We start from the raw sequence: 14754 nt of genomic DNA on the forward strand, positions 1-14754 counted from the left end.
GAGGATCATTGGTCGATCTGCTGACGGCAGGCTCCGGGGCGCGCGATGATTCAAGGCGCGCCGTGCTCGGGGTCGAGCGCTCCGCCACCGGCCGGCGCTGGGTCGACAGGCTCGACCCGGCGCGGCACCAGGCAGCTCTGGCGATCGCCCAGCGCCACGACGTGCCCGATCTCCTGGCGCGGGTGCTGGCGGCCCGCGACGTCGGCCTCGAGGGGGTCGAGGCCTATCTCGATCCGAGCCTCAAGGCGCTTCTGCCCGACCCTTCGACCCTCGCGGGGATGGACCAGGCGGCGGCGCGCATCGCCGCCGCTGTCCGGCAGGGCGAGAGAATCGCGATCTTCGGCGACTACGACGTCGACGGCGCGACCTCGGCGGCGCTGCTTGCCCGGTTCCTGCGGGCGAACGGCCTCGATCCGCGCATCCACATCCCCGACCGGATCATCGAGGGCTACGGCCCGAACGTCGCCGCCATCGAGGCGCTCGCCGCGGCGGGCGTCAGGCTGCTCGTGACGGTCGATTGCGGCGCCACGAGCTTCGAGCCGCTTCAGAGGGCGCGCGAGCTCGGCATGGACGTGGTCGTGGCGGACCACCACCAGATGGGGGAGGCGTTGCCGCCGGCGGTGGCTGTCGTCAACCCGAACCGGCAGGACGACCTGAGCGGGCAGGGGCATCTCGCCGCTGTCGGCGTCGTCTTCCTGCTCGTCGTGGCGGTGAACCGCGCGCTCCGCCAGGCCGGCTGGTATCACGGGCGCCGGGAGCCCGAGCTTCTGTCCTGGCTCGACCTCGTCGCGCTCGGAACCGTCGCCGACGTCGTGCCGCTCGTGGGGCTGAACCGCGCCTTCGTGCGCAAGGGGCTGATCGCCCTCAGGCGGCGGCAGTTCGTCGGGCTGACGGCCCTGTGCGAATCCGCCCGCATCACCTCGCCGATCGACTGCTACCACCTCGGATTCCTCCTCGGGCCCCGCATCAACGCCGGTGGCCGGATCGGCGATTCCGGCCTCGGCGTCTCGCTTCTCCTGTGCGAGGACCCCGACGAGGCCGCGACGATCTCCTCCACGCTCGAGGAGCTGAACCGCGACCGGCAGGAGATCGAGAGGCGCATCCTCGACGAGGCTCTGGCGATGCTGGGCGAGCCGCCGGGCGAGGGAGGGCCGAACGTGGTGATCGCCCACGCCGACGAGGACTGGCATCCCGGCGTCCTGGGGCTCGTGGCGACGCGGGTGAAGGACCGCTTTCGCCGACCCGCCTTCGCCGTCGCCTTCGACGGCAGCGGGCAGGGCACCGGCTCCGGTCGCTCCGTGCCCGGCGTCGACCTCGGTGCCATCGTCCGTGCCGCGGTGGCCGAGGGGCTGCTCGTGAAGGGCGGCGGGCACGGCATGGCCGCCGGCGTCACCTTGCGCCGCGACCGGCTGGAGGAGTTCCGCAGTTTCGCCGACGCGCGCGCGGCCGAAGGGCTCGCGGCCGGCGCCTCGGGCGACCTCGAGGTCGACGCGCCGATCACGGCGGCGGCCGCGAGCGTCGAGGCGATCCGCAGGCTCGAGGCCGCGGGGCCCTACGGGCAGGGCAGCCCCGATCCGGTCGTGGCGCTGCCCGCACACAGGCTCTCCTTCGCCGAGGCGACTGAGCATGGTCATGTGCGCTGCCAGCTCACGTCTCCTGACGGGACGCGCCTCAAGGCGATCGCGTTCCGGGCCATGGAAGGCGATCTCGGGCCGGCGCTCATGGCCGCGCGCGGCGACGACCTGCACGCCGCGGGCACGTTGCGCATCGACAGCTGGGGCGGCCGCGAGACGCCGAGCCTGCAGCTGCGCGACGTCGCGAGGCCCGGCCGAGGCGCTTGAGCCCCGCGTCAGGGGCGGTGGCCGTTCGCCACCAGGACATCCGGCGGAACCCGGCCGCGGGCATCGAGAGCGAGCCGATAGGCGCGCAAGCGCGACCATCGAAGCGCGGCCTGAGGGAAGGCCAGCACGCCTGCGAGGATGACGAGGCCGAGGGAGGCGAGGAGACGGGACACCTCCTGCAGGAGGTGGCGCGTGCGGACCTCGTTCCAGCCATACGCCGCGCCCTGCGGCGTCTCGCGGAACCCGGGCGCCGGCCGCGCGGCGGCTGCGTTCTTCGGGATCCAGTAGCGGTCGACGACCTTGGAGAACTGCGCCGCCGGATAGCCGCCGCCCGCGACCGGCTGCATGACCGGCTCGGTCGCGTAGGCCCAGATGCCGCCGACGAAGTCCTGCGTGAAGCCGACGAACCAGGCGTCGCGGTTGCCGTCGCTCGTGCCGGTCTTCCCCGCCACGTGGGCCGAGCGGCTGGGGCTCGCGGCGAGGTGGGCCGTGCCGCCCTTGCGGGTCACGGGTGCCCGCAGGTCGATCGCCACCTTCGTGGCGACCTCGCGATCGATGATCCGTCGGGGCGCGTGGCGCTCGATGGCCCCCATCTTGCCGTCCCTGTCGACGGCGGCGAGGAGGACACGGGGCTCGACCAGCAGCCCGCCATTCGCGATCGAGACGAACATGCCGGTGACGGCGAGGAGGTTGCCGTGCACCCCGCCGAGAGGCGTCAGGACCGCGTTCTGCGGAGGATAAAGCCCGGCAGCCGCCACGAAGTCGTTCCCGCGATCCTTCAGGTCGACGGCCAGGCGGGCGAAGGGGCGGTTGCAGGAGTGGGCGAGCGCGTCGACGAGCGTCACCTCGCCGCGGCACCAGGCGCTCGGCTCGTGCGGCGAGTAGCCGTCGATCGGGTCGGTGGAGTAGCGGCGGCGCAGGAGGTCCGGCTGCTCCTGCGCCAGAACGTAGAGCGGGACCTTGCCGAGCGACCCGATCGAGCGGCGCGCCTCGAAGGCCGCGTTGTACTGGACGCTGCCGTAGCTCGGGCCGCCGATGGCCAGCACGTCTCCCGCCGGCGACATGAAGAGCGCGGAAGCCTCGTATCCCGGCGGGCTCGCCGCCGCGGCGGCGTCGGCCCATCTCTGGAAGCGCGGGTCGAGCGTCACGACGAGCCGTCGCGCACCCTCCCGGGGCAGGCCCGCCTCGTCGAGCTGCTTCAGGGCGAGGTCGCGGACCCGGCGGTGCTCGAACGGGCGCCGGGCCGCGGCCCGTGCGGCCGCCGATATTTGAGGCAGGCGCCTGCCGAGGATCTGGAACTTCGCGTCGATCTCGGCCTCTTTCGCCTCCTCCGGCGTGACGAAGCCCTGGTCGCGCATGAGCCCGATTCGATCGACCGTCGCCCGGTAGGTCGCCATCGGCGCGGCCACGGGATCTCGGACCGGGCGCGGCAGCATGGAGACGAGGAGGGCGGCCTCCATCACGGAGAGGTCGCGCGCGCTCTTGCCGAGATAGTATCGGGCGCCGGCCTCGAACCCGAACAGGCCGTGCCCGAGCGGGGCGACGTTCATGTAGCGCGCGAGTATCTCCTCCTTCGCCGCGACATCCTCGATGCGCCGGGCGAGGATCCATTCCTTGAGCTTGCGCTCGTAGCGGGAGCTCCGCTCGAGGAGGAGGATCCGGGCGAGCTGCTGGGTGATCGTGCTGCCGCCGCTCTCCTCCTTGAGCCGGACGGCCCCGAGCGCGGCGCGGAACACGGCGATGGAATCGACGCCGCCATGCGACAGGAAGCGGCGATCCTCCGACGCGATGAGGGCCGCGTGGAGGGCCGGCGAGAACTCCGTCGGCCCGAGCTCCTGCGGACAGAGCACCGCCTCGAAGCCGAACTCCGGGGTGATCTGGCAGTTGGCGAGGACCGTGCGCAGCTCCTCGCCCTCCGGCAGGTCCCGCGCCAGGGGCGAGCGGTCCGCCGCGACGAGCGCGATCTCGGGCGCGAGGCCGGCGAGGCCGAGGAAGAGGACGGCGAGGATGGCTGCGGCACGCAGCATGGCTGATCCCGGCGAAACAGGGCGGATGCCCCCGCATCCACCCACCGCGACGGCATTCGCCGCCGCCCGAAGCGCCCCCGACGCCAATCTACAGGATCGGCGGGGGGCGTCCACTTCTCGTTAACCATGTCGGAAACGGGCGCGGGCACGGGGCCGGGCGGCGCAAGAGGCTCAGCCCTCGAGCGCGACGCCGATGCGTGTCAGCTTCGTCTTCGTAAGGCGCTGGCGCGTCGTGGCGTAGCCGGCCCAGGGGTCGGGGCCGTCGAGCCGCGCGACGACGTCGGCGAAGCGGAAGACGTTGCCGGCCTCGATGTCGTCGAGCTCGTCCCAGGAGATAGGGGTCGCGACGGGAGCGCCCTCCCGTGCTCGGGGGGAGAAGGGCGAGATCGCGGTCGCGCCGCGCTGGTTGCGGAAGTGGTCGATGAAGATCCGCCCCTTGCGCTTCGCCTTCGTCATCGTCGCGACGAAACGCGAGTGGTCGATCTCGGCGATCTTCTGGGCGAAGGCCTTCGCGAAGCCGGTGACGACCGGCCAGTCGTGCCGCCTCGCGATCGGGATCACGAGGTGCAGCCCCTTGCCGCCGGTGGCGAGCGGGAAGCTCGTCAGGCCGCCCTCCCGCAGGATCGCCGCGATCTCGCGGGCCGCCGCCCGCACCTCCGCGAAAAGCAGGTCCTCGGCGGGGTCGAGGTCGAAGACGAGGCGGTCGGGCTGCTCGATCCGGTCGCCGCGGCTGCCCCAGAGATGCAGCTCGAGCGCGCCGATCTGGGCGCAGGAGACGAGCGCCTCGCGGCTCGGCACGGTGATGTAGGCCTCGGTGCCGCCGTCCTTCTCCGGGATGTCGACGGAGCCGAAGGCGGGGGGCATGCCTTTCGAGGCGTGCTTCTGGAAGAAGCAGGAGCTCTGCCGCCCCTCCGGGCAGCGCACGAGGCTGACGGCGCGGCCCTGAAGATGCGGCAGCATCGCGTCGGCGACCGCGTCGAAATACTCGGCCACGTCGCGCTTCGTCGCCTTGGCCGAGGCGTAGAGCACCTTGTCCGGGTTCGTCAGGCGCACGCCCGCAATCGCGCCGTCCCCGCCGGAGCCCGACCGGGCGGTGACCGTCTGAACATCCTCCGCGACCTCGCGGCCGATCTCGCGGGCGGGCTTGTCCTCGCGCAGGCCGACGAAGACGCCGTGGCGGACGGAGCCGTCGCGGGTGATCTCGGTGAAGCGGATCTCGGCGGCGAGCTCGGGCTTCAGCCACCGTGCCTTGCGCCTGATGTCGGCGGGGACCGGCGTGACGGCCGGCGTCTTGCGCTCGAGCGGCTCGAAGCGCGCCATCAGGTCGTCGAGCGTCGCGTCGTCGAAGCCCGTGCCGACCCGGCCGGAATAGCGCAGCTGGTCGCCGTCCCACAGGCCGAGGATGATGGAGGAGAAGCGGCGCTTCGTCGAAGGCGTGTAGCCGCAGATCACGAACTCCTGGGCCTTCACGCACTTGATCTTCAGCCAGGAGCGGCTGCGCGTCGAGCGGTAGGGCGCGTCCGCCCGCTTCGACACGATGCCCTCGAGCCCCTTCGTGCAGGCGGCGCCGGCCATGCGGTCGCCGTGCCCCTCGACGTGGTCGGAATAGTAGACGGGGCCGTGCCCGCCTTTCGGCACGAGGGTCGCGAGCTCCGCCTTTCGGTCGATCAGCCGCTCGCCCGTGAGGTCGCGGCCGCCGAGGGCGAGAAGGTCGAACACGAAGTAGGAGATGGGGCCGCCCTCGGAGAGCGCCTGCTGCAGCGAGCCGAAATCCGTACGGCCCTCGGCGTCGGCGACCACGGCCTCGCCGTCGAGCAGCGCGCCGTGCAGGCCGAGCTTCGCCACGCCCTTGGCGATCATGGGGAAGCGGTCGGTCCAGTCCTGCCCGGAACGGGTGTAGCAGCGCACATCGTCGCCGTCGGCCGCGACGATCAGGCGGTAGCCGTCATACTTCACCTCGTGCAGCCAGCCCTCGCCGGACGGTGCCTCGTCGACGAGGGTCGCGAGCTGCGGCGCGACGAATTTCGGCAGGCCGGATTTCGGCGTCGACGATGCGGTCTTGCGGGAGGCCGCGCGCTGGCGCTTCGCCGCGCCCTTCTTCGCGGCCGCCCGGGCGTTCCCGCCAGCCGGTGCATGCGCGGCGATCTCGTCCATCGTCCGGCCGGTGTCGATCGAGGTGAGGAACGTGTCGATCTCCCAGTCGGGATCGACGCGTTCGTCCTTCTCCTTGATCATCAGCCAGTTCTCGCGCTTCTCGCCCTTGCGCGGCTTCATGCGGACGAGGGCGAAGCGGCCCCTGAGGCGCTCGCCTTCGAGCTTGAGCTTGAGGCTGCCCTTCTCGAGCCCCTCGCGCGGATCCTCCACCGCCTCGTAGGCGCCGCGGTCCCACAGCATGACCGTGCCGCCGCCATACTCGCCCTTCGGGATCGTGCCCTCGAAGTCGGCGTAGTCGAGCGGATGGTCCTCCGTGCGCACTGCGAGGCGCTTCTCGCGCGTGTCGTAGCTCGGGCCCTTCGTCACCGCCCAGCTGACGAGCACGCCGTCGAGCGCGATCCGGAAGTCGTAGTGCAGCCGGGTCGCGTCGTGCTTCTGGACGATGAAGAAGCCGTCTTCGGGGTGCTTGCCCTTGCCCTGCGGCTCCTTCGTCCTAGAGAAGTCGCGCTTCTCGCGGTAGGTGGCGAGCCGGTCGGCCATGTCAGGCGGCCTTGGAGCGGCGGCTCCGGCTCGTGCCGCTCTTCGAGCCGGCGGGCTTGTCGGGCTCCGCTTCCTTGCCGGCATCCGCCGACTTCGCCTTCGCCTTCGACGGCGTCTTCGCGGCAGCCTTCGACGCCCCGGCGGACTTCGGCTTCGAGGCGGAGCCCGGCTTCCCCTGGTTCAGGCTCTGCTTCAGCGCGTCCATCAGGTTGACGACGTTCGACCCGGCGTCGGGACCTTCGTCGGCGGAGACCTTCGTCGACTTGCCCTTCGACTTCTTCTGGATGAGATCGCGGAGGGCCGCCGTGTACTGGTCCTTGAACACCGACGGGTCGAACGGCCTGGAGTTGCGCTCGATCAGCTCCTCGGCGAGGTTCAGGAGCTGGTCGTCGGATTTCTGGTCGCTGATCGGAGCGAAATAGGCGTCCGACCGCCTGAGCTCGTCCTCGAAGCGCAGCGTCTCGAGCAGCATACCCTTGGAGCAGGGCTTGAGCGCCGCGATGTAGGACCGGCCGCGCATGACGATCTGGCCGAGGCCCACCTTCTTCTGCCGTCTCAGCGCGTCGCGCACGACCCTGAACGCGTCCTCGGCGAGCTCGTCGTCGGGCACGACGTAGTAGGGCCGGTCGAAATAGATGGGGTCGATGTCGGTCTGGTCGACGAACTGGACGAGCTCGAGGGTCTTCTTCGCCTCGATCTTCATCTCGTCGATCTCCTCCTGGGTCAGGAGGACGTACTCGTCCTTCTCGATCTCGAAGCCCTTGATGATCTCGTCGCTGTCGATCGCGCCGACCCCGGGCACGGTCTTCTCGTAGCGGATCGGTTTGCCGCTCGGCTCGTGGATCTGGCGGAAGGAGAGCTTCGCCTTCGATTCGGTGGCCGTGTAGAGCTTCACCGGAAGCGAGACGAGCGACAGTCGGATGTGGCCCGACCAGACTGGACGACCGGTAGCCATGGGGATCCACCTGTTGAACGCTGCACCGAGGTCAGCGAATCGAACGAATCCCCGGGACGGCGGTTCCACGGGACGATCGTCCCGTGGAACCCGATGGTCGGAACGGCGTCAGTCGTTCCACTCCGGCAGCGCCTCGAGCTCTTCCTTCGTCATGTCGAGCATGAGGTCGTCGCCTTCGGCCGCGACCGAGAAGCGGTCGAGCGGCACGATGACGGTCTTCTCGCCGATGCCGAGGAAGCCGCCGACGTCGACCGCGAGGGCGTTGATCTCGCCGGCCTCCATGAGCACCTCGTCGACCTCGCCGATCTCCTCGCCGGAGGCGCCGACCACGTCGGCATCCTCGACCTGCTCGACCGTCATGTTCAGCGGCGCGACGCTCAGCGTGTCGTCTTCGACCTCCTGATAGGTCTGGGCGCCTGCGGCGGTGGCCGCGAGCAGGCCGGCCGCGAGGATGGGGAGCAGTTGCTTCTTCATTCGGGTTCTCCTCATTTCGAGTGGCTGGGGAACGCCGGCCGAGAACCCGAGGTTCCTGATGAAGCGGAGGGAAACTCCGCCCGAAGGTGAAGGAAACAGGAGAATTCGATGGGTTTGTTCGATGGTCTGCTGGGTCACGGCAGCAAGACGGACGTGGGGGCGGCCCAGCGGGAGCTCGAGGGCGTGCTCCTGCCGGGCGAGACGGTCGAGATCGCCTTCCGCACGGTGCGGGACCTGCTCGTCTTCACCGACCGGCGGCTGATCGTCGTCGACAAGCAGGGACTGACGGGCCGCAAGGTCTCCTACACTTCGGTTCCCTACCGGGCGATCAACGCCTTCTCCGTGGAGACCTCCGGCACGTTCGACCTCGAGGCCGAGCTGAAGATCTGGGTCTCGGGGCTGCCGGGCCCGGTCGAGAAGACGCTCGCGAAGGGCACCGACGTGAAGGCCGTGCAGGCGGCGATCGCGGCGATACTCTAGCGGGCGGGGCGGCCCGCACCGTTCGTGCTTCCGTGCGGCAGGGTCGAGCCCTCCGGCGCCATCGACATGCTCGCGTTTCCATAGCGCGGATCCTCGGTCACCTCCGGCCCGAGCCAGGCCGGCATGTCGAGCGAGGCGTCGGCGGCGTCGAGCTCAACCTCGGCCACGACGAGGCCCGGCTGCGGCGTCTCGAACTCGTCGACCTCCCAGACCCGGCCGCCGAACGGGACATGGTGCCGGCGCTTCTCGATGATCTGTCCGCTCACGAGCGTGTCCAGCATCTCGTCGGCATCCGCGACGGGTATCTCGTACTCGTATTCGGGGCGGGAGCGGCTCGCCTTCGCGCCCTTGATGGTGACGAAGGCCCTGTCGCCGGCCTTGCGCACACGGACCGAGCACTCGGTGCCGGGGGCGAGATAGCCTTGCCGGATCAGGTAGCTCTTGCTGACCCTCTCGCGCCAGCTGTCGTCGGCGACGAGGAACTTTCTCTCGATCTCGGTGGGCATCCGCCCCTCCCGCTCTTGTGCAGGTGCGGCAGGACACTTGTTCTTCCGCTCGCCGATGGCAAGGGCCATCTTGATCGACGCCGCATCGGTGGATGCGGCCGTCGGGGCTTCACAACCCCGCTCGAAGCACCAGATCATGAAGCATGCGACGCCTCAGAACGCCCCTCATCGCCCTCGTCTTCGTCTTCTTCGTGCCGGTCTGGGTGAAGGCCGGCGTCTGGTACATGTCGGAGCGCCCGGCGAGCTGGCGGGAGGCCAACTGGTCGAGCGCCGGCCTGCTGCCGGCGGCCGCGGAGGAGCCGGAGGCGTCGATACGGGTGATGTACGCGCGCACCGGCGGCCTCAAGGGCGTCGTCGCCGTGCACAGCTGGATCGTGCTGAAGGAGGAGGGCGCGCCGCGCTACGAGCGCTACGACGTGATGGGGTGGGGCGACCCCGTGAGGCGCGACCACCGCGCGGCGGACGGCTACTGGTACTCGCATTCCCCCGAGGTGGCGGTCGAATTGAAGGGGGAGGCGGCGCAGCGCCTCATCCCGCGGGTGCGGGCGGCGATCGCGGAGTACAGGTGGTCGGCGCGCGGCAGCTACAGGGTCTGGCCGGGACCGAACTCGAACACCTTCGTCGCCACCATCCTGCACGAGGTTCCCGAACTCGGCGGACGCCTGCCGCCGACGGCGATCGGCCGCGACTATCTGGGGGACGGCTTCGTGTCGACCCGCCTGCCGACCGGCGGGTGGATGGCGACCTATCGCGGCATTCTCGGCATCGCCGCGGGCCCGCGCGAGGGGCTGGAGATCACCGTGCTGGGCCTTGTGGCCGGCGTGAGGTTTCAGGATCCGGCCCTCATCATCCCCGGCTTCGGCGTGCTGGGCGGCAGCGAGGCCATCGGCGTCGGGGCGGAGCCTGAAGAGCGGGCCGCCGACGCTGCCGGTTCCGGCGGGGAGGGGTGGTTGTTCGATCGCTCTCGAATGACGACATTGGAGGGAGAGCCCACCGCCGCCGCCGGCCGTATCTGACGCCCGGCCGCCACCGTTCTCGAGGGACCGCCCGATGATACCGTTCTCCATCCTCGACCTCGCCCCCATTCCGGAAGGGAGCGACGCGAGCCGAGCCTTCGCCAACACCCGCGACCTCGCCCAACATGCGGAGGGGTGGGGCTACAACCGCTACTGGCTCGCCGAGCATCACAACATGCCGGGGATCGGCAGCTCCGCGACCTCGGTGCTGATGGCGCATGTGGCGGGAGCGACGAAGACGATCCGCGTCGGCTCGGGCGGCGTCATGCTGCCGAACCACGCCCCGCTCGTGATCGCCGAGCAGTTCGGCACGCTCGAATCGCTCTTCCCCGGCCGGATCGACCTCGGGCTCGGCCGGGCGCCGGGCACCGACATGCTGACGGCGCGGGCGCTGCGGCGCGACCTCGAGACGAACGCGAACCAGTTCCCTCAGGACGTCCTCGAGCTCCAGGCGCTGTTCGCCAAGCCCCAGGAGGGCCAGAGGGTGCATGCGGTGCCGGGCGAGGGGCTCGAGGTGCCGATCTGGCTCCTCGGCTCGAGCCTCTTCTCCGCGCAGCTCGCCGCGATGCTGGGCCTGCCCTTCGCCTTCGCCTCGCATTTCGCGCCGGAGATGCTTCACCAGGCCCTCGAGGTCTATCGCAGCCGCTTCGAGCCCTCCGACCAGCTCGACCGGCCGCACGCGATGCTGGGCATCGGCGCCGTCCTCGCCGAGACGGACGCGGAGGCCCGGCTTCTCTTCACCTCGCAGCAGCAACAGTTCGCGAACCTGCGCATGGGCATGCCGGGCAAGCTGCCGCCGCCCCGCGAGGACATGGACGCGTTCTGGACGCCGCAGGCGAGGCAACTCGTCGAGACGACGCTGCGCTACTCCTTCGTGGGCGCCCCGGAGACGGTGCTGCCCCGGCTCCGGACGTTCCTCGAGGAGACGCAGGCGGACGAGCTGATGATCACCGGGCAGATCTTCGACCACGCGGCGCGGCTGCGATCCTTCGAGATGATGGCGGGCCTGCGCGACAGGCTCCGCGCTCCCGCGGCGGCCGAGGCGGCCTCGGGCTGAACCTCCGGCGCGTCCGGCACGGTGCGTGGCGGGCTGGACAGCCGCGCCCGCGCCGCCTACTCAGCCTTCCGGCGTCGGGGGCCGTCACCGGCCTCGACCCATCTTCAGAATTCGGCCCGGGGACCTATCTCTCCCGTCGGGCCAAGCGAGGATCGACGATGCAGGTTTCCGCCGCAAACGAGATCGAGCGGGTCGATCCGGACGCGTTCCGCCGGGCGATGGGCTCCTTCGCGACGGGCGTGGCGGTCGTGACGTCGATCCAAGAGGGCGCCTATCACGGCATGACCATGAACGCGCTCACCTCGGTGTCGCTCGATCCCTGCCTCCTCCTGATATGCTGCCGGACGGGCAGCCAGACGGGACGCGCGATCAAGACGAGCGGCGAGTTCGTCGTGAACGTCCTGGCGGAGCACCAGAACGAGCTTTCGGCGCGCTTCGTCGGCTCGGTCGAGGAGCGGTTCTCGGGGCTCGAGATCGAGCACACCGAGGTCGGCGTGCCGATGCTGCCGGGCGCGCTCGCCCATATCGGCTGCCGCGTCCATGCCGTCCACCCGGGCGGCGACCACGACATCATCGTCGGCGAGGTGCGCTTCTGCCGGGCGGAGGCGGGCGATCCGCTCGTCTTCCACCGCGGCGCCTTCGGCGGCTTCGCGCGCGGCACGCGCCGCTGACCGGCAGCGGCCGGATCAGCCGCTGTTGCGCAGGCCGGCCGAGATGCCGTTGATCGTCAGCTGGATGCCCCTGAGCGTCTGCTCGTCGCTCTCGGACGACCGGTGCTTGCGCAGGAGCTCGACCTGCAGGTGGTTCAGCGGGTCGAGATAGGGGAAGCGGTTGCGGATCGAGCGGTCGAGCAGCGGGTTCGTCTCGAGAAGCTGCTCCTGCTCCATGATCTTCAGGATCGCGTCGATCGAATCCTGCCACTCCTGCCGGATGCGGCCGAAGATCTCGCGACGCAGGGCGGCGTCCGGGACGAGCTCGGCGTAGCGGGAGGCGACGGCGATCGAGCTCTTCGCGAGCACCATGTCCATGTTCGACAGGAGCGTGCGGAAGAAGGGCCACTCCCGGTACATCTCGCGCAGGATGTCGAGCCCGTCCTCGGGCCGTGCCTCGAGCCACGCCTTCACGGCGGATCCGAAGCCGAACCAGCCGGGCAGCATCAGCCGGCACTGCGCCCAGCTGAACACCCAGGGAATCGCCCGCAGGTCCTCGATCCGGCGCGTCTTCTTGCGCGAGGACGGCCGGCTGCCGATGTTCAGCGTGGCGATCTCGGTGATCGGCGTCGAGGCCCAGAAATAGTCGGCGAAGCCGTCGGTCTCGTAGACGAGCGCGCGGTAGGCCGCGAAGGCCCCGGCGGAGAGCGTCTCCATCGCCTCGAGATAGCCCTCGTCCGGTGCGCGGTGGTCGGGCGCGAGGAGCGAGGCCTCCATCATCGCGGAGGCGAGGATCTCGAGGTTGCGGCGGCCGACCTCCGGGTTCGAGTATTTCGAGGCCACGACCTCGCCCTGCTCGGTGATGCGGATGCGGCCCTGCACCGCGCCGCCCGGCTGGGCGAGGATCGCGTCGTAGCTCGGGCCGCCGCCGCGGCCGACCGAGCCGCCGCGGCCGTGGAAGAGCCTGAGCTTCAGCCCGTGCTTGCGGGTGATCTCGACGAGGCCGATCTCGGCCTTGTAGAGCTCCCAGCCCGAGGTGACGAAGCCGCCGTCCTTGTTGGAATCCGAGTAGCCGAGCATGATCTCCTGCACGCCGCCGCGGCTCTCGATGAGCCGGCGGTAGGCGGGGAGGGCGAAGAGCGCGTCCATGAGGGCCGGGCAGCGTCGCAGATCGTCGATCGTCTCGAAGAGCGGCACGATGTTGAGGAGGCTGCCTTCGCCCGGCCGCACGAGGCCCGCCTCCTTCAGGAGGAGGGCGATCTCGAGGAGGTCCGACACCGATTCCGTCATCGAGACGATGCAGTTCTCGATCGCATGCGCCCCGTAGCGCTGCCGGATGCGCGCCGCCGTGCGCAGGATGCGGAGCTCCGACGCCGTCTCCTCCGACCACTCCGCGAAGGGCGATAGGAGCGGGCGCCGGCTCTCGAGCTCGCGCGTCAGGAGAGCGATGCGCTCCTCCTCGGCCATGTCGAGATAGTTCGTGCCGGGCAGCACCGCCTCGAGGATCTCCGCGACCGTGCGCTCGTGGACCTCGGAGTTCTGGCGCATGTCGAGCGTGGCGAGGTGGAAGCCGAAGCAGTCGACCGCGCGCCGCAGCTTGCGGAGCCGGCCGTCGGCCAGCACCTTCGCGCCGTTCTTGGCGAGCGAGCGCGACAGCGCGTCGAGATCGGCGCGGAACTCCGACGGCGAGGCGTAGGGCGCGGGATCCATCTCCGCCGCCTCGTCCTCGCCGTGCCCGAGCGCCAGGTCTGTCGCCTCGAGCCGCGCCGCGATCAGCGCGATCGCGAGCCGGTAGGGCTCGTTCTGGCGGTGGACCGTGTGGTCGGGCGAGCGGCGGGCGAGATCCCTGACCTCCTCGCTCACCTCGACGAGGAAGTCGCTGATCGGCAGCTCCGCCGTCAGCGCCTGCAGCTCCTGCAGGTAGAAGGCGACGGCGCGGCCGCGCTGCAGGCCGATCGTCTCCTTCATCACGTCCGCGGTGACGAAGGGATTGCCGTCGCGGTCGCCGCCGATCCAGCTGCCGACGCGGAAGAAGCAGGCGAGCTCCTCGTCATCGCCCTCGCTCTCGCGTGCCGCGAGCCAGTCCTCGAGGCGGCAGATCAGGCGGGGCAGCTCCCGCAGGAACACGTTGTCCCAGGAGGAGAGGCCGTTCGAGACCTCGTCGGCGACGGTCAGCTTCGTGCGCCGCAGGAGCGGCGTCTGCCACAAGGCGAGCACAGCCTCGCCGATCAGCGCGTCGCGCTCCTCCCGCTCCTCGGCGGTCAGCTCCGTGCGGTCCATCTCGTCGAGCAGGCGCGCGATCTCCATCTCGCGGCCGCGCGTGCTCGCCCTGCGCACCTCGGTCGGATGCGCCGTGATCACCGGGCTCACGAGCGCCTCGGCGAAGAAGGCGCGCAGCGCCGCCGGGGAGAGGTCGGCCGCCTCGATATTCGCGAGCGTCCTGGCGAGCGTGCCGGGCTTCGGCGCGGAGCCGGCCAGGGCATGGGCGCGGTTGCGCCTTATGTGGTGCTGGTCCTCGGCGATGTTCGCGAGGTGCGAGAAATAGCTGAAGGCGCGGATGATCCGCACCGCCTCGCCCTGCGACAGGCGGTTCAGGATCTTCTCGAGCTCGCGCTGCGCCTCCTGGTCCTCGCCGCGGTGGAAGCGGATCGAGGTCTGGCGGATCGCCTCGACGAGGGCGAAGGTCGATTCTCCCTCCTGCTCGCGCACGGTCTCGCCGAGGATGCGGCCGAGCCGCCTGATGTCCTCGCGCAGCGGCAGGTCCTTCGCGGGGCCCTCGGCGCGTTCCGCCCTGATGTCGACGTCGCTCAGCGGCTCGATCATTCCGTCGCCCGGTTTCGAGGTGGAGTGGCGCGCATCATGTGCCGAGGACGGCGCCGCGGCAACCCTCCCGCATGCGCGAAGCGGCCCCGATCGGACGGCTTCGGTCGCCTCGGCCGGCTACCCGGGCGCTGGTAACCGCCGCGACGGGCCGGGAACCGGCGGTTCGCGCGCGCCCGCGCACGCGGGGGCCACCTGGCGCCGTCTGGCGCCGCCCTCCGCCCCGGCCACAGT

The 14754-nt window shown here is 70.6% G+C and carries 11 protein-coding genes; 5 read left to right on the plus strand and 6 right to left on the minus strand.

The features are described 5' to 3' along the window. The first annotated feature begins 8 nt into the window (after window positions 1–8). Window positions 9–1841, plus strand: a complete 1833-nt coding sequence (gene recJ, locus N177_RS16320) for a single-stranded-DNA-specific exonuclease RecJ (protein WP_023433498.1) — start codon at window positions 9–11, stop codon at window positions 1839–1841. An 8-nt stretch (window positions 1842–1849) separates the two neighbouring features. On the opposite strand, the gene N177_RS16325 is transcribed toward recJ, so the two are convergent. The 4 genes from N177_RS16325 to N177_RS16340 form a co-directional block, all read right to left on the minus strand. After that, complete coding sequence (locus N177_RS16325) at window positions 1850–3868, minus strand: transglycosylase domain-containing protein (RefSeq protein ID WP_023433499.1); 2019 nt, start codon at window positions 3866–3868, stop codon at window positions 1850–1852. Window positions 3869–4039: 171 nt separating this feature from the next. Further along, window positions 4040–6562 carry a DNA ligase D gene (gene ligD, locus N177_RS16330; RefSeq protein WP_023433500.1) on the minus strand — a complete coding sequence of 841 codons (2523 nt, stop codon included), beginning with the start codon at window positions 6560–6562 and terminating at the stop codon, window positions 4040–4042. Window position 6563: 1 nt separating this feature from the next. Beyond that, window positions 6564–7517, minus strand: coding sequence for a non-homologous end joining protein Ku (gene ku / locus N177_RS16335; protein WP_023433501.1), 954 nt, complete (start codon window positions 7515–7517; stop codon window positions 6564–6566). Window positions 7518–7625: 108 nt separating this feature from the next. Then, window positions 7626–7991 (minus strand): PRC-barrel domain-containing protein, encoded by a 366-nt coding sequence (locus tag N177_RS16340; protein ID WP_023433502.1) that lies wholly within the window; start codon window positions 7989–7991, stop codon window positions 7626–7628. Between the two features lie 108 nt (window positions 7992–8099). Here N177_RS16340 and N177_RS16345 point away from each other — a divergent pair, with 108 nt between their 5' ends. Further along, window positions 8100–8471: a PH domain-containing protein gene (locus N177_RS16345; RefSeq protein ID WP_040485957.1), complete on the plus strand. Its 372-nt coding sequence runs from the start codon at window positions 8100–8102 to the stop codon at window positions 8469–8471. On the opposite strand, the gene N177_RS16350 is transcribed toward N177_RS16345, so the two are convergent. Beyond that, window positions 8468–8977 carry a CYTH domain-containing protein gene (locus N177_RS16350; RefSeq protein WP_051402428.1) on the minus strand — a complete coding sequence of 170 codons (510 nt, stop codon included), beginning with the start codon at window positions 8975–8977 and terminating at the stop codon, window positions 8468–8470. The genes N177_RS16345 and N177_RS16350 overlap by 4 nt on opposite strands. 143 nt (window positions 8978–9120) lie before the next feature. Here N177_RS16350 and N177_RS16355 point away from each other — a divergent pair, with 143 nt between their 5' ends. The 3 genes from N177_RS16355 (at window position 9121) to N177_RS16365 (ending at window position 11721) form a co-directional block, all read left to right on the plus strand. Further along, a complete protein-coding gene (locus N177_RS16355; protein ID WP_023433505.1) occupies window positions 9121–9993 on the plus strand; it encodes a DUF3750 domain-containing protein in 873 nt (290 codons plus the stop codon). Between the two features lie 34 nt (window positions 9994–10027). After that, window positions 10028–11050: an LLM class flavin-dependent oxidoreductase gene (locus N177_RS16360; RefSeq protein WP_023433506.1), complete on the plus strand. Its 1023-nt coding sequence runs from the start codon at window positions 10028–10030 to the stop codon at window positions 11048–11050. A 158-nt stretch (window positions 11051–11208) separates the two neighbouring features. Beyond that, window positions 11209–11721, plus strand: a complete 513-nt coding sequence (locus N177_RS16365; RefSeq protein WP_023433507.1) for a flavin reductase family protein — start codon at window positions 11209–11211, stop codon at window positions 11719–11721. 15 nt (window positions 11722–11736) lie between these two features. Here the strand turns inward: N177_RS16365 and ppc are convergent, their stop codons facing one another. After that, complete coding sequence (gene ppc / locus N177_RS16370) at window positions 11737–14523, minus strand: phosphoenolpyruvate carboxylase (protein WP_023433508.1); 2787 nt, start codon at window positions 14521–14523, stop codon at window positions 11737–11739. Window positions 14524–14754: the final 231 nt, after the last annotated feature.

This window comes from Lutibaculum baratangense AMV1, from assembly GCF_000496075.1.
GTDB lineage: Bacteria > Pseudomonadota > Alphaproteobacteria > Rhizobiales > Tepidamorphaceae > Lutibaculum > Lutibaculum baratangense.

Coding starts and splice junctions, on each gene's coding strand:
- N177_RS16325 (WP_023433499.1), bottom strand. CDS start 3,868: ATGCTGCGTGCCGCAGCCATCCTCGCCGTCCTCTTCCTCGGCCTCGCC.
- ligD (WP_023433500.1), bottom strand. CDS start 6,562: ATGGCCGACCGGCTCGCCACCTACCGCGAGAAGCGCGACTTCTCTAGG.
- ku (WP_023433501.1), bottom strand. CDS start 7,517: ATGGCTACCGGTCGTCCAGTCTGGTCGGGCCACATCCGACTGTCGCTC.
- N177_RS16340 (WP_023433502.1), bottom strand. CDS start 7,991: ATGAAGAAGCAACTGCTCCCCATCCTCGCGGCCGGCCTGCTCGCGGCC.
- N177_RS16345 (WP_040485957.1), top strand. CDS start 8,100: ATGGGTTTGTTCGATGGTCTGCTGGGTCACGGCAGCAAGACGGACGTG.
- N177_RS16350 (WP_051402428.1), bottom strand. CDS start 8,977: ATGCCCACCGAGATCGAGAGAAAGTTCCTCGTCGCCGACGACAGCTGG.
- N177_RS16355 (WP_023433505.1), top strand. CDS start 9,121: ATGCGACGCCTCAGAACGCCCCTCATCGCCCTCGTCTTCGTCTTCTTC.
- N177_RS16360 (WP_023433506.1), top strand. CDS start 10,028: ATGATACCGTTCTCCATCCTCGACCTCGCCCCCATTCCGGAAGGGAGC.
- N177_RS16365 (WP_023433507.1), top strand. CDS start 11,209: ATGCAGGTTTCCGCCGCAAACGAGATCGAGCGGGTCGATCCGGACGCG.
- ppc (WP_023433508.1), bottom strand. CDS start 14,523: ATGATCGAGCCGCTGAGCGACGTCGACATCAGGGCGGAACGCGCCGAG.